We start from the raw sequence: 14988 nt of genomic DNA, 5'->3' as shown, positions 1-14988 counted from the left end.
GACACGGCCCTAGCCATCAACCAAAAACAGCGCGCCACAGCGCCTTCACAGCATCGCGATGCACGACCAGCGCAGCGGCCGCCTCCGCATCCAGCGCCGTCGCCTGCTCATCCAGCCGGGCCTTGTGCTGCACGCGGCGCAGCTCGCGGTAGGCCGTCGCGGCGGCCACGCCCACGCCGGCCGGCAGCAGCGCCAGCGTCTCGGCCAGCAGCAGCAGCGCGATGTTGCCCAGGTCGTCCTGCAGCTGCGGATGCGCCGCCGAATGCGCGAGCACCAGCACCTGCACGGCGAACTCGGCGTCCATCATGCCGCCCTCGCTGTGCTTCACATCGAACAGCCCCGCCCGCACCGGGCGCGCGCTGCGCACCTTCTCGCGCATGGCCTGCACCTCGCGCTTGAGCGCGTCGGCGTCACGCGGCGCCGTCAGCACCTGGCGGCGCACGCCCTCGCAGCGTGCGGCCAGGTCGGGATGGCCGGCACAGAAACGTGCCCGCGTGATGGCCTGGTGTTCCCAGGTCCACGCGGCGTTGCTGCCGCGGCCGGTCTGGTAGGCCTCGAAATGGTCCAGCGACGTGACCAGCAGCCCCGAGTTGCCGTTGGGCCGCAGCGCGGTGTCGATGTCGAACAACTCCCCCGCCGCCGTGCGCAGCGTCAGCCACGTGATGAGGCGGCGCACAAAGGCGCCGTAAATCTCGCTGGCGTTCTCGTCGTCGTCGTCGAAGACGAACACCACGTCCAGGTCGCCGCCGTAGCCCAGCTCCTTGCCGCCCAGCTTGCCGTAGGCGATGACGGCCAGGCGCGGGTCGGAGCGGTGGGCCTGCAGCCGGCCGCCGGGCCGCCCCAAGGCCGGCGACGCCCCCTCGGGGGGCAGCCCAGGCGCAGCCTGGGCGTGGGGGCGCTGGGGCATGCGGGCCCACGCCCACTCGATGGCGATCTGCAGCACAGCGTCAGCCAGCAGGCTGAGGTCATCAGCCACCTGCTCCACAGTGATGCGGCCCTCGACGTCGCGCACCAGCGTGCGGAACACCTCGGCATGGTGGGCACGGCGCAGCGTGTCCAGCAGCGCCTCCTCGTCGGCCTGGCCGCTGCGGGCCCAGCCCTGCTCGCGGTCGCGCAGGTCGGCGAGGAAGGCGTCGCGGTCGAAGCGGGCCGTCAGCAGCAGCGGGTCGGCCAGTTCATCGATGACGCCGGGATGCTGCATCAGGTAGCGCATGGGCCAGCGCGCCAGGCCCAACAGCCGCAGCAGCCGCTGCTGCACGGCGGGGCGCTCGACGAGCAGGGCCAGGTAGCTCTCGCGGCGCAGCAGCGGCTCCACCCAGTCGACGAAACGCACGGCGGCGTCCAGCGAGCATTCGTCGGCCTCGACGGCCTGCGCGGCGCGGTAGAACAGCTTGGCCAGGCGCTGGCGCGACTCCTCGCGCAGGCCCTGCACGCGCGGCGTCTCGGCCAGCGCGCGGACGGCCGTGGCCAGCGCATCGGGCAGGCGCTGCAGGAAGTCCTCGCCGTCCACGGTGGGCTTGGGGCCGCCGCAGTTGCCGCCGGTGCAGCCGCCGGACTGCTGCGGCGCGCCGTGCAGCAGCGCGTCGAACTCGGTGGCCACCAGCTCGCGTACCTCGCCCAGCGTCTCGAACAGCTCGCAGCAGGAGTCAGGCCCCCACGGGTCCGTCGCCGGACCCTGCCCCCCAGGGGGGCTCGCCGCGTCTTGGGAGCGGCCCGGCGACGCGTCGGCGCGCGAGCACTTGAGGCCCATGGACGCCGCGATCCAAGCCAGGTCGGCATCGGCCTGCGGCAGGCAGTGCGTCTGCTGGTCGTCCAGGAACTGGATGCGGTGCTCCACGCGGCGCAGGAAGACGTAGGCGTCGGCCAGCTTGGAGGCGGTCTCGGGCTTCATCAGCCCGCGCTCGGCCACGCGGCCCAGCGCCTTCACGGTGGAGCGGGTGCGGATCTCGGGGAACTGGCCGCCGCGCACCACTTGCAGCAGCTGCACGATGAACTCGATCTCGCGGATGCCGCCACGCGACAGCTTCACGTCGTTGGCGCGCTCGGGCCGACCGGCGGCGCGGGCCTTGGCCTCGCTGCGGATCTTGCCGTGCAGCTGGCGCAGGCCCTCGAAGACGCCGTAGTCCAGGTAGCGGCGGTAGACGAACGGCGTGACGAGGTCGCGCAGCGCCAGCGTGCGCGGGTCGGCCGGCGCGCCCAGGCCTGTCAGCGGCGCGACGACGCGGCTCTTCAGCCACGCGAAGCGCTCCCACTCGCGGCCCTGCACGAGGAAGTACTCCTCCAGCATGCCCAAGCTGACGACCGGCGGACCGCTCTTGCCGTTGGGGCGCAACGCCAGGTCGACGCGGAAGACCTGGCCGTCGTCGGTCACGTCGCCAATCAGCGCGTAGAGCTTCTTGGCGACGTTGGTGAAGTACTCGTGCGCCGAAATCGGGCCCCCACGCGTTCGCTGCGCGACCGCTGCCCCCCAAGGGGGCGCATCCGGCTCGGGGCGGCCCGTCGCCGGATCGGGCCGGGGGCCGTGCGTCTCGCCGTCGTCCTCGTAGGCGTAGATGAGGTCGATGTCGGACGACACGTTCAGCTCGCGCGCGCCCAGCTTGCCCATGCCGATGACCCAGAACGCGATGTCGCGGCCGTCGGCCGTGCGCGGTGCGCCGTGGACGGCGTCGAGCTCGGTGCGGGCGGCGGCCAGCGCCTTGTCCAGCGTGACTTCGGCCAGGTGCGTCATGACCAGCGTGACGTCGGCCACGCTGGCGCCTTGCTCGATGTCCAGCACCGCCAGCCGCTCCATCACCAGGTGGCGGGCCACGCGCAGCGCGCTGGCTAGCGGCCTGGCGGGCTGCAGTGTGTCGATCAACGCGGCGATGACCTCGCGGTCCGGCAGCCCCGGGGGCAGCAGCGCCAGGTCGGCCGCATAGCGGCGGCGCACCCGCTGCACATAGCGGCTGTGCTCAGCAAAAACGGGAAACAGTTCGCTCATGTCGCTGTGCTAGATTGCCTGCCGGCCGGTTACCACGTGCCTCCACGACAACGTGTCTGACTTCTTCTCGGCCGCCCTCCACCACTGCAACCGCGCCGCGCGCTGGCCGCTGCGCCTGTGCTGGCGCGTGCTGCGCGTGGCACTGGGGGTGCTGGCGCTGGTGTGGAGCCTCGCAGTGGTGGCTTGGGCGGTATTGCACTGGGGCATTCTCCCGCAGGCCAACGAGTGGCGGCCCTGGCTGGAACGGGAAGCCTCAAAGGCACTGGGGGTAGAGCTGCGCATCGGGCGCATCGCCGTCGAATCCGGCGGCTGGATGCCGCGTATGGAGCTGGGCGATGTGCGCGTGCTGGACGCCAGCGGCCGCCCGGCGCTGACGCTGCCGCGCGTGTCGGCGGTGCTGTCGGCCCAGTCGCTGGTGCTGCTCCAGCCGCGCTTCTCGCAGTTGCTGGTGGATGCGCCGGAGCTCGTCATCCGCCGCGACTCGGCGGGCCGGATCTTCATCGGCGGCCTTGGGCTGGACGACAGCCGCAGCGCCGACACCGGCACCACCGAGGCCGGCATGGACTGGCTGTTCAGCCAGCCCGAGTTGGCCATCATCGGCGGGCGGGTGCGCTGGATCGACGAGAAGCGCGCCGGCACGCAGCCGCTGGAGCTGTCGGACCTGAACTTCATCCTGCGCAACAGCCTGCGCCGCCACCAGCTGCGCCTGGACGCCACGCCGCCCGCCGACTGGGGCCAGCGCTTCACGCTACGCGGCCAGTTCACACAGAGCGTGCTGAAGCGCCCGGCTGAGTTCCAGCACTGGAGCGGCGAGCTGTTCGCCGAGCTGCCGCGTGCCGACCTGCGCCAGCTGCGCCGCCATGTGGACCTGCCCTTCCAGCTCAGCGAGGGCGACGGCGCCGTACGCGCCTGGGCCCAGATCAAGCAGGGCGAGCCCGTCGGCGCGACGCTGGACCTGGCGCTGCGCGCCGTGCGCATGCGCGTGCTGGAGAGCGCCCCGGAGCTGGACCTGGACCACATCGAGGGCCGGCTGGAGCTCGCGCGCGCCAAGGACAGGCTCAGCCTGCAGGCGCGCCAGCTGGGCTTCGTCAGCACTGCCCCAGACGGCAGCGGCGTGACATGGCCGCGCTCGGACTGGGGCGTCACGCTGCAGCTGGGCAAGGCCGACGAGGTGCTGGGTGGCGAGGTCAGCGCGCAGCGGCTGGACTTCGCACTGATGGCGCAGATCGCCCAGCGCCTGCCACTGGGCGAGCGGGCACACCGGCTGCTGGCCGAGCTGGCGCCGCAGGGCGTGCTGACCGCGCTGTCGGGCCAGTGGCAGGGCGCCGTGCACGCGCCGACCAGCTACCGCGTGAAGGCGCAGCTGGACGGGCTGGCCGCGGCCGCCGGCACGGCCGCCCCCGCCGACCGCCCCGCCCGCCCGGGCCTGCGCGGTGCCAGCCTGGCGCTGGAAGCCACCGAGCGCGGCGGCACGGCGCGGCTGTCCGTGCGCGACGGCGAGGTCGTGCTGCCCGGCCTGCTGGAAGACCCGCACCTGCCCATCACCCGGCTGGACACCCAGCTCAGCTGGAAGCTGCCCCAGCCCACGGCGCGCACGCCGGGCGAGGTGGAACTGCGCCTGCGCGACCTGAAGCTCAACACCCCCGACCTCAGCGGCGAGTTCGACGTCACCTGGCGGCGCCCGGCCGGCGCTACGACGGCCGGCTTCCTGGACCTGAGCGGCCGCGCCCAGCGCGCCGATGCCACCCGCGTGGCGCGCTACATCCCGCTGCGCCTGCCCGCCACGCGCAGCTACGTCAACCGCGCGCTGCTGGGCGGCGAGGCGCGCAACATCCAGGTGAGGCTGAAGGGCGAGCTGGCCGAGTTCCCGTTCGACACGCCCAAGGCCAGCGGCCAGTTCCGCGTGTCCATGCAGGCGCGCGGCGTCACGCTAGCCTATGTGCCGCACAGCGATGTCGGCGCCAATTGGCCGGTCATGGAGGGCGTGGACGCCGAGGTCGTCTTCGAGCGCGGCGGCCTGGCCATCAAGGACGGCCGCGCCAAGGTGCTGGGCTACGAGCTGACGGGCGTGAACGGCGGCATCAAGGACCTGCACCACGGCCGCGTGCTGCAACTGGACGGCAACGGCCGCGGCCAGGGCACCGACCTGCTGCGCTTCGTGCGGGCCTCGCCGCTGGACGAATGGCTGGGACATGCGCTGACCACCACCACCGCCCAGGGCCCCGCGGGCCTGAAGCTGGGCCTGAGCATCCCGCTGGACGACACGCCCCGCACCACCGTCAAGGGCCAGCTGCAGCTGGGCGGTGTGGACCTGAAGCTGCGACCCGACCTGCCGGCGCTGGGCAATGCGCGCGGCCGCATCGATTTCGACCAAAAAAGCCTGCAGCTCGCTGGCATGACGGCCCGCCTGCTGGGCGGTGACGCCGGGCTGGAGGGCGGATCGCTGCGCGAGGGGGGCCTGCGCTTTGCCGTTCAGGGCCAGGCCACGGCCGATGGCCTGCGGCGCACGCCCGAGCTGGGCGCAGTCGCGCGGCTGGCCCAGGCGGCCAGCGGCCAGGCGGCGTACCGCTTCCAGCTCGCTGTGCCCCGCGACGGCCAGCCCGAACTCAGCGTGGCAAGCAACCTGCAGGGCATGGCGCTGGACCTGCCCGCGCCCGGACGCAAGGCGGCCGAAGCGGCGCTGCCGCTGCGCCTGCTGATCACGCCCACCGGCGCCGGCCGCGACGAGATCCGGCTGGAGGTCGGCAGCGCCGGCGCGCCGCTGCTGCAGGCCCAGCTGCAGCGCGACGTGTCGGGCGGCAGCTCGCAGGTGCTGCGCGGCGCGCTGGCCGTGCAGGACAAGTTGCCCGCGCTGCCGGCGACCGGCGTGCTGCTGCAGGCCAACGTCGCCACGCTGGACCTTGACGCCTGGCAGCAGCGCTTCTCCGCGCTGGGCGGGGCCGCCACCGGCGGTAGCGGCGACGGCGCTGACGACGGCCTGCTGCCCAGCCAGATCGCGCTGCGCAGCCAGTCACTGAAGATAGGCGGCCGGCAGCTGGGCCGCGTGGCGGCCACCGTGTCACGCGACGGCGCCAACTGGCGGCTCAACGTGGACGCCGAGCAGCTCAACGGCCGCATCGAGCTGCGCGGCGTGCGCGGCGACCGCATCGACACCGTGCAGGCGCGGCTCACGCGGCTCTCGCTGCCGCGCTCGGAGGCGCAGTCGGTCAGCGAGCTGATGGAGCCCGGCCGCCCCGCCGCGTCGGCCCACCCGCTGCCATCGCTGGACATCGAGGTGGACGACTTCGAGCTGCGCGGCAAGCGCCTGGGCCGGCTGGAGGTGCGCGCGCAGGCGCCGGCCGCCGCACGGGATTGGCAGCTGCAGAAGCTGCAGATCAGCTCGCCCGATGCCACCCTCAACGCCAGCGGCCACTGGGGCGAGCGCGTCGGCGCCGCCCGCACGCAGCTGGACTGGACGCTGGACATCGCCGACGCCGGCCGCCTGCTGGCGAGGCTGGGCCAGGGCCAGGCCTTGCGCGGCGGCAAGGGGCAGTTGGCCGGCCAGGTGGGCTGGGACGGCTCGCCGCTGGACCCGCACTACCCCAGCATGGCCGGCGCGCTGAATGTGCAGCTGGACACCGGCACCTTCTTGAAGGCCGAGCCGGGCGTGGGCCGTCTGCTGGGCGTGCTGAGCCTGCAGTCGCTGCCGCGGCGCTTCCTGCTGGACTTCCGCGACGTGTTCGCCGAGGGCTTCACCTTCGACGGCGTGACGGGCGACGTGAAGATCGCCGCCGGCGTGGCGCGCAGCGACAACATCCGCATCCGCGGCCTGCAGGCCGCAGTGCTCGTGGAGGGCAGTACCGACCTGGCCGCCGAGACGCAGAAGCTGCGCGTCGTCGTCGTGCCGGAGGTGTCGGCGGGCGGCGCGTCGCTGGCCTACGCGGCCATCAACCCGGCCGTGGCGCTGGGCGCCTTCCTCGCGCAGATGCTGCTGAGCCGCCCGATGGCCGCGGCCAGCACGCGCGAGTTCCACATCACCGGCAGCTGGGACGAGCCCAAGGTCGAGAAGGTCGACGGCCCGGCCCGGGCGGCCAGCGGCCCCTAACATCCGCGTATGAAGATCGCCGCCCTCCAGATGGTCTCCGGCCCCGATGTGGCCGCCAACCTGAGCGCCGCCCGCCGGCTGCTCGAAGCCGCCGCCGCGCAGGGCGCGCAACTGGCCGCGCTGCCCGAGTACTTCTGCCTGATCGGCCAGCACGACGGCGACAAGCTCGCCATCGCCGAGCCGCTGGGCGAGGGCCCGATGCAGGCCATGCTGGCGCAGGCCGCGCGCGAGCTGGGCCTGTGGATCATCGGCGGCACGCTGCCCATCCGCGCCGCCACGCCGGACCGCGTGCGCAACACGACGCTGGTGTTCTCGCCCAGCGGCGAGCAGGTGGCGCGCTACGACAAGATGCACCTGTTCGCGTTCGACAACGGCCGCGAGAGCTATGACGAGGCCCGCGTGCTGGAGGCCGGCAGCGCGCCCACCGCCTTCGACGCGGGCGGGCTGCGCACGGGGCTGTCGGTCTGCTATGACCTGCGCTTCCCGGAGCTGTACCGCGCCTACGCGCCCTGCGAGCTGCTGGCCGTGCCGGCCGCCTTCACCTACACGACGGGCGAGAAGCACTGGGAGCTGCTGCTGCGCGCCCGCGCGGTGGAGAACCAGGCCTACGTCATCGCGCCGGCCCAGGGCGGCACCCACCCCAACGGCCGCCGCACCTGGGGCCACAGCATGGTGGTGGACCCCTGGGGCGAGGTGCTGGCCGTGGTGCCCGAGGGCGAAGGGCTGGCCGTGGCCGAGGTGGACCCCGCCCGGCTGGCCCAGGTGCGCCAGCAGCTGCCGGCGCTGGCGCATCGCCGGCTTTGAACGCGCCGGCTCTGCGTACGCTGTCTCAGGGCTGCAGCGTGACGAGGTCGCGCAGCAGCAGCGCGATGTTGGCGCGCAGCGCGCGCTCGTTGGCGATGCGCAGCCGCTCGGGCGGCGACAGCATGGCCTCGGTGAAGCCGGCGTCCTCGGTGTTGGCGATGCGGCGCTGGTAGAGCACGCGGCCGCCGGCCGTGTCGGTCAGCGTGTAGCGCACGGCCGTGCCGACGGTGACGCCGAGGGCGGGCACCAGCGGCTGGTCCAGCTGCACCAGCTCGGCCTTGAGCTCGAAGCGCGGTGCCGGCTCGGGCGCCAGCGCCCGCATGCCCACGCCCAGCAGCGACTCCTCCAGCGCCTGCTGCAGCGCGACCGCGCTGACCTTGGAGCCCCACCAGCGGCCGGTCTCCTGGCCGCCCTGCACGGCCGCCACGCCCACGCTGCCCCGCAGCGCCTGCGGCACCCAACCGCGGATCTGCAGCGCCTCGACCGGCGTGACGGTCATCGGCAGGTGCTGGCTGGGCGCGCCGCAGCCGGCCAGCAGCAGGGCCAGCAGCAGCGCGGGGCGAAAGGCGGGACGGTACATGAGACCCCATGCTAGGGCGGCCACGGCCGGCCCGGGCGCTGAATAGCGCAGCACGGACCCGCCAATTCAGGCCGCCGGCAGGCTGATGCGCGCGCGCAGGCCAGGGCCGCCGTGGGCGTCCAGCAGGTCCAGCCGGCCGCCGTGGCGAGCCACGATGTCGGCCGCAATCGCCAGGCCCAGGCCACTGCCGGTGCCGCTGGCCTGGCCGCCGCGCCGGAAGCGCTGCATGGCCGCCGGGCGCTCGGCGGGCGGGATGCCGGGGCCGTTGTCCTCGACCTCCAGCCAGGTCCTGCTGCCCGTGCTGCCGCAGCGCACGGTGATGCGCGCGCCGGCGCCGGCGTAGCTGACGGCGTTGTGGATGAGGTTCTCCAGCGCCTCGCGCAGCAGCAGGGCATGGCCCCGTGCCAGCGCGGGCGCGAGCTCGAAGCCCAGGTCCATGCCCGCCGGCAGCGCGCGGTGGGCCCAGTCCTGCCCGCTTTCGGTGGCCACGTCGCGCAGGTCCAGCGGCTGGCCGAGGTCCACGCTGCGGTCCTCGGTGCGCGCCAGCGACAGCAGCTGCTGCGCCAGCCGGGCACTGCGCACGACGCGCTGGCGCAGGCGCTCCAGCAGCGGGTCCATGCGGGCGTCGTGCGGCTCCAGCATGGCCAGCTCGATCTCGGTCTGCAGCGAGGTCAGCGGCGTGCGCAGCTGGTGGGCAGCGTCGGCCAGGAACTCGCGCTGCGTACCGGCCGCCAGCGACAGCCGCTCGAACAGCCGGTTGAACGCGGCCTGCAGCGGCACCAGCTCGCGCGGCAGCTTCGCCGTCAGCGGCGTCAGGCGGTGCAGGTCGCGGCGCTCCAGCTCGGCGCTCAGGCCGGTCAGCGGCGACAGGCCCTGGCGCACCGCCCACCAGCCCGCCGCCGCCAGCAGCAGCGCCAGCGCCAGGCCGTTCATCAGCACATGGGCGCCGATCTCGCGGCGCAGCGTGTCGCGCTTGTGCAGCGTCTCGGCCACCAGCACCTGGCAGGCGCCCTCGCCGCAGGCCCGCCCCAGCTGCACCAGGCGCAGCGCCCGTTCGCGCAGCCGCACATTGCTGTGCACGGTGCTGCCGGCCGGCAGCGGCCGGGGCCGCGGCTGCACGTCCACCAGGCCCGCATCGCCCTGCAGCACCTCGCCGGCCGGGCCGAGCACGACGTAGAACACATCGTCCTGGCGGTCGAAGCGCAGCACCCGGTCCATCGTCGCGCTGACGTCCACGCGCAGCGTGCCGCCCCGCCGGTCGATCTGGCCGGCCAGCGTCAGCGCGGTGTCTTCCAGGCCGTCGTCCAGCCAGCCCTGCGCGCTGAGCCACACCTGCTGGTACAGCGCCCAGCCCAGCAGCGGCAGCACCACCAGCAGCGGCAGCATCAGCCAGCCGAACAGCCGGCGCTGCAGGCTGGTTCGCGGCCGCCCCGTCACCATCAGGCGATTTCTTCGAGCAGGTATCCCAGCCCACGCACCGTGCGCAGCCGCACGCCGCCGGGCTCGATCTTGGCGCGCAGCCGCGACAGGCAGACCTCGATGGCGTTGTCACTGACGCCCTGCTCCCAGGCATTGCTGGCCATGGCGATGTGCTCCTTGGAGACCACCTTGCCGGCGCGCGCCATCAGGAAGCCCAGCACGTCCCACTCGCGCGCCGACAGCGGCAGCGGCTCACCGTCGATGAAGGCGCGGCGGGCTTCCAGGTCTGCGCGCAACCGTGCCAGCTGCAGCTGGTTGCTGGTGCGCGCCTGGCTGCGCCGCACCAGCGCGCGGGCGCGGGCGATGAGCTCGGTCAGCGCGAAGGGCTTGACGAGGTAGTCGTCCGCCCCGCCCTCCAGCCCGCGCACGCGGTCCTCCACGGCGTCGCGTGCGGTCAGGATGAGCACCGGCACGGGCAGGTTCTCGGCACGCACGCGGCGCAGCGTCTCGAAGCCGTCGATGCCGGCCAGGCCGATGTCCAGGATGAGCAGGTCGTAGGCGTCCTCGCGCAGCGAGCGCGGCACCGGCTCGCCACGGGCCGTGCAGTCCACCACCCAGCCCTGCGAGCGCAGCGCGCGGGCGGTGGTTTCAACGAGTTGGTCGTCGTCCTCGACGAGCAGGATGCGCATGGGCGGGCAGTATGGCGCCAAGCCCGCCACCGCGCTGACGCCGGGCTGTCCGCGCCCGCGCTGCCACAGCACCGCCCCCGGCGCTGAGCTGTGTTTCAGGGACTCGCCAACCCGGGGCCAGAGTGCATATCCCCCGTGCCGCAGGCGCCGCCGGGCCCTAACATTGCCGCCCTCGCGGGGGAGCGTCATGAAACTGCTGGTCAAGTTCAATCTGGTCTATCTGCTGGTGATGAGCCTGGGCATCGCCCTGAGCGGGTTCATCGCGCGTCAGCTGTTGCAGGACAACGCCAAGCAGGAGGTCGTCAACAGCGCGCAGATGCTGATGGAGAAGGCGCTGGCCGTGCGCAACTACACCAACACGCAGGTCAAGCCGCTGCTGACCGCGCAGATGGCGCACGAGTTCCTGCCGCAGACCGTGCCCAGCTACGCCGCCACCGAGGTGTTGAACACGCTGCTGGCCAAGCACCCCGAGTTCGCCTACAAGGAAGCCGCGCTCAACCCCACCAACCCGCGCGACCGCGCCACCAGCTGGGAGGCCGACATCGTGGCCCAGTTCCGCAGCGCGGCCGACCTGAAGGAAACCGTGGGCATGCGCGACACGCCCGCCGGCCCGGCGCTCTACATCGCCCGCCCGCTGCGCATCACCGACCCGGCCTGCCTGGCCTGCCACAGCAGCGTGGAAGCCGCGCCCGCCACCATGGTGGCCAAGTACGGCCCGGCCAACGGCTTCGGCTGGAACCTCAACGAAGTCATCGGCGCGCAGATCGTCTCCGTGCCGCTGGGCGTGCCGCTGCAGCGCGCGGACACCGTGTTCAAGGTCTTCATCACCGCGCTGGTGGGCGTGTTCGTCGTCGTCGGCGTCGTGCTCAACCTGATGGTGTGGCTGCTGGTGGTGCGCCCGGTCACGCGGCTGTCGGCACTGGCCGACCGCGTCAGCCAGGGCGACCTGGACGCGCCCGAGTTCAAGACCAGCAGCCGCGACGAGATCGCCACGCTGTCCGACTCGTTCTCCCGCATGCGCGCCTCCGTCGTGCAGGCCATGAAGCTGCTGGACGCCTGATGCCGTCGCCAACCCCACCCCTGCGGGCCGAGCGCCGGGCCGCTCCCAAGCCGGCCCGCGCCCCCCTGGGGGGCCGGACCGCGTACCCGCGGGCCGAGGGGCTGACATGACGCATCCCACGCAGCTGGGCAAGTACCGCATCACCGAGGTGCTCGGTGAAGGCGCGATGGGCGTCGTCTACAAGGGCTTCGACCCCGACATCCAGCGCACCGTTGCGCTCAAGACCATACGCACCGGCCTGGACGTCGAGGACGACAGCCCCGGCGCGCCGGCCTCGCGCTTTCGCAACGAGGCGCAGGCCGCCGGCCGGCTGGGCCACCCGGGCATCGTCGCCGTGTACGACTACGGCCACGACCAGCAGGTGGCCTACATCGCGATGGAGTTCGTCGAGGGCCGCTCGCTGGCGAGCTACCTGACGGCCAAGGTGCGCTTCACCGACACCGACATCGTCGGCATCATGAGCCAGCTGCTCGGCGCGCTGGGCCATGCGCACGACAAGGGCGTGTGGCACCGCGACATCAAGCCCGCCAACATCATCATGATGGGCAGCGGCCGGCTCAAGGTGGCCGACTTCGGCATCGCGCGCATCGAGACCCAGCACCTCACGCAAACCCACTACATGGTGGGCACGCCCAGCCACATGGCGCCCGAGCAGTTCCTGGGCAAGCCCATGGACCGGCGCGTGGACATCTACGGTGCCGGCGTCGTGCTCTACCAGCTGCTCACCGGCCGCGCGCCCTTCACGGGCACGACCGAGGCGCTGATGTACAAGGTCGTCAACGAGGCGCCCGAGCCGCCCTCCATCGTCGAGGGGGCCGACCGGCCGGGCTGGTTCGACGCCATCGTCGCCCGCGCGCTGGCCAAACGCCCCACCGACCGCTTCGCAACCACCTTCGAGTTCCGCCAGGCGCTGATCAGCGCCGTGGGCAGCAGCGTGGACGACTCCGCCTGGGAGCAGACGCTGCTGATGGCGCCGCCCCGCCCGGCGCGCTCGCCGCTGACGCCCACGCTGGCGCCGCCCTCGGTGTCCAGCGCGTCCAGCGGCGCGCCGCCGCCCTCGCACTGGGACAAGGCCGTCCTGCTGCAGGCCGAGCAGACGCTGGCCAAGCACGTCGGCCCGCTGGCCAGCGTGCTGGTGCGGCGCGCGGCCCGCGAGTGCCACGAGCTCGGCGAGCTGTACGCCCGGCTGGCCGAGCAGGTGGCCGACCCGCGCGCCCGCGACCTCTTCCTGGGCCAGGCCAGCCAGGTCACCGTCGGCGGCACGAGGACGGCCGGCGGCACCGCCGGCACGCCACCCACGGCTGGCTCGCGCGCCACCGGGGGCTCTGCCGGCGCCACCACGATAGGCGGCCCGCTGACCGATGCCGTGCTGGAAAAGGCCGTGCCCCTGCTGGCCCAGCACGTGGGGCCGATCGCCAAGGTGCTGGTCAAGCGCGCCGCCAGCGACACGGACAGCCGGGCGGTGTTCTTCAACCGGCTGGGCGAAGCGGTGAGCGACGCCAAGGGCCGCGAGAAGCTGCTGGCCGACCTGAGCAAGCTGGCCTGAGAGGGCCCGTCAGTCGTGGGCCTTGCCCAGCCGGCTGGCGCCCCGCGTCAGCCCCCCGGTATGCCCAGTGCGTCCAGCGGCGAGCGCACGGCGCCGCCGCCCAGCTTGAGCACGTGCGTGTAGATCATCGTGGTCGCCACGTCCGAATGGCCGAGCAGTTCCTGGACCGTGCGGATGTCGTACCCGCCTTGCAGCAAATGCGTGGCGAAGCAGTGGCGTAGCGTGTGGGGCGTGGCGGGCTTGGTGATGCCGGCGGCTGCGACGGCGCGCTTGAAGGCGCGCTGAAACGTCTGGTCGTAGAGGTGATGACGACGCACCACACCGCTGCGTGGGTCGGTGGAGTGATGGCCCTGAGGAAAGACCCAGAACCACGACCATGCATGCCCCGCGCGCGGGTATTTGCGCTCCAGGGCGTGGGGCAGTTCCACGCCGCCCTGGCCCGCTGCCGCATCCGCAGCCCAAACAGCATGCCCGTTCGCCAACTGCGCTCGCAGCCCGGCCTGAAGGGCGGCTGGCAGCATCACCACCCTGTCCTTGTCGCCCTTACCGCCGCGCACGATCAGGGCCTGGTGATCAAAGTCCACGTCCTTGACCCGAAGTTGCAACGCCTCCTGAAGTCGCAGGCCTGTGCCGTACAGCAGGCGGGCCAGGAGCCGGTGCTCGCCTTCCAAGCCGCTCAGCACTGCCGCCACCTCGTCGGGCGCCAGCACCACGGGCAAGCGCCGCCTGACGGTGGGCCGCCCGATGTTGACCAGCCAGGGCAAATCCAGTTCAAGCACCTTGATGTAGAGAAACAGGAGGGCCGATAGCGCCTGGTTGTGCGTTGAAGCCGCGACGTTGCGCTCGGCCGCGAGCCATTGCAAGAACGCCTCGACCTCGGCGGCACCCATGTCCGCCGGATGGCGCAGCCCGTGAAAGCGGATGAAGGCACGGCACCAATGCACGTAGGCCTGCTCGGTGCGCCGGCTGTAGTGCAGGTACCGTATGCGCTCACGCAATTGATCCAACAGCTTGGGGGCGCGCAGGGGCGGGAGGTTTGCCCCGGCTTCCGGACGCGGCGCCCGCCGTGCCATCATGGGCACGGTTTCGCCCTCTCGATGCGCTGTGATGCCCATGACAAGCCCTTCACCTGATTCACCACCCGCTGCGCCTGCCGCCGAGGTGCATTACGCAGACAGTGTGGAGCTGTATGAAAACACAGTCAATGGCTTTTTTGTTGAGGCGGACCAAGCGCTTAGACGCGTGAAGCGCGTCGGCAATACGCAGCAGTCGTCTGCATTACGCAGACTGGCGACAACACGTTAGGCAGCGCAAGCCACACCAAGCTCAACATGCTGTGCCGCTCCGTCCCCGCAGCTGAAATCGGCTCGTTTGGCCAAGTGACTTTGGCGCGCTGTAGCAAGCCTAGCCCCAGTCAGATCTCTCTTCCTGCGCAGCACACGCCAATGGTTTGGCATTCCGTAAGGCAACGCGCGGCCTCCGGGTCAGACAGGTTGACCAGTCAGCCTCTCAAGTATGTAGTGGTTGGCGCTTCGCGCCGGCGTGCTGCGCCGCGCAGTCAGTCAGTGGGTGTTGCCGCCAGGCAGGCGCAAGCTGACGCAGCCGAGGTTCATCGGCGGCAACGGCACGAGCAGTGGCTGCTTGCACGGTTGTCGCGGGCTGCAGCAGAATGCAGCAAATGCCCGGTTTTGTCAGCAGGTTCACAGCGCTGCCTAACCTGGCGTTCGAACGGACCCGCTACGGCAGGCCGCCCAAGGCCAGTACGCGGCCGCACCGCCGAGAAGACAGACCCCCCGGGGGGGGCGGCCCCCCCCGGGCCCCCCAAA

General features: G+C 72.4%; 9 protein-coding genes. 4 read left to right on the top strand and 5 right to left on the bottom strand.

Features of this window, described 5'->3' with window-relative positions; all coding sequences use genetic code 11:
* Positions 1-16: 16 nt before the first annotated feature.
* Complete coding sequence (glnE, locus tag ACG0Z3_RS19170; protein ID WP_394400437.1) at positions 17-2980, bottom strand: bifunctional [glutamate--ammonia ligase]-adenylyl-L-tyrosine phosphorylase/[glutamate--ammonia-ligase] adenylyltransferase; 2964 nt, start codon at positions 2978-2980, stop codon at positions 17-19.
* A 52-nt stretch (positions 2981-3032) separates the two neighbouring features.
* On the opposite strand from glnE, the gene ACG0Z3_RS19165 reads away from it, so the two are divergent.
* The gene (locus ACG0Z3_RS19165) at positions 3033-7064 is read left to right on the top strand and encodes a YhdP family protein (protein WP_394400435.1); all 4032 of its coding nucleotides are present in this window, start codon (positions 3033-3035) and stop codon (positions 7062-7064) included.
* A 9-nt stretch (positions 7065-7073) separates the two neighbouring features.
* Entirely contained in the window at positions 7074-7868 is a 795-nt protein-coding gene (locus ACG0Z3_RS19160) for a carbon-nitrogen hydrolase family protein (protein ID WP_268167928.1), read from the top strand.
* 25 nt (positions 7869-7893) lie between these two features.
* On the opposite strand, the gene ACG0Z3_RS19155 is transcribed toward ACG0Z3_RS19160, so the two are convergent.
* The 3 genes from ACG0Z3_RS19155 to ACG0Z3_RS19145 form a co-directional block, all read right to left on the bottom strand.
* Positions 7894-8448: a hypothetical protein gene (locus ACG0Z3_RS19155; protein WP_394400432.1), complete on the bottom strand. Its 555-nt coding sequence runs from the start codon at positions 8446-8448 to the stop codon at positions 7894-7896.
* Between the two features lie 66 nt (positions 8449-8514).
* Positions 8515-9888: a sensor histidine kinase gene (locus ACG0Z3_RS19150; protein WP_394400430.1), complete on the bottom strand. Its 1374-nt coding sequence runs from the start codon at positions 9886-9888 to the stop codon at positions 8515-8517.
* The gene (locus ACG0Z3_RS19145) at positions 9888-10556 is read right to left on the bottom strand and encodes a response regulator (RefSeq protein WP_394400428.1); all 669 of its coding nucleotides are present in this window, start codon (positions 10554-10556) and stop codon (positions 9888-9890) included. Before ACG0Z3_RS19145 ends, ACG0Z3_RS19150 begins: the two co-directional genes overlap by 1 nt.
* 187 nt (positions 10557-10743) lie before the next feature.
* On the opposite strand from ACG0Z3_RS19145, the gene ACG0Z3_RS19140 reads away from it, so the two are divergent.
* Positions 10744-11616, top strand: a complete 873-nt coding sequence (locus tag ACG0Z3_RS19140) for a c-type heme family protein (RefSeq protein ID WP_394400426.1) — start codon at positions 10744-10746, stop codon at positions 11614-11616.
* A 106-nt stretch (positions 11617-11722) separates the two neighbouring features.
* Entirely contained in the window at positions 11723-13162 is a 1440-nt protein-coding gene (locus tag ACG0Z3_RS19135) for a serine/threonine-protein kinase (RefSeq protein WP_394400424.1), read from the top strand.
* 47 nt (positions 13163-13209) lie between these two features.
* On the opposite strand, the gene ACG0Z3_RS19130 is transcribed toward ACG0Z3_RS19135, so the two are convergent.
* Positions 13210-14235 (bottom strand): integron integrase, encoded by a 1026-nt coding sequence (locus tag ACG0Z3_RS19130; protein WP_394400746.1) that lies wholly within the window; start codon positions 14233-14235, stop codon positions 13210-13212.
* Positions 14236-14988: the final 753 nt, after the last annotated feature.

Source organism: Pelomonas margarita (assembly GCF_043555875.1).
GTDB lineage: Bacteria > Pseudomonadota > Gammaproteobacteria > Burkholderiales > Burkholderiaceae_C > Pelomonas > Pelomonas margarita.
The sequence above is the reverse complement of the archived record's forward strand: the minus strand, read 5'-3'. Positions and strand labels throughout refer to the sequence as shown.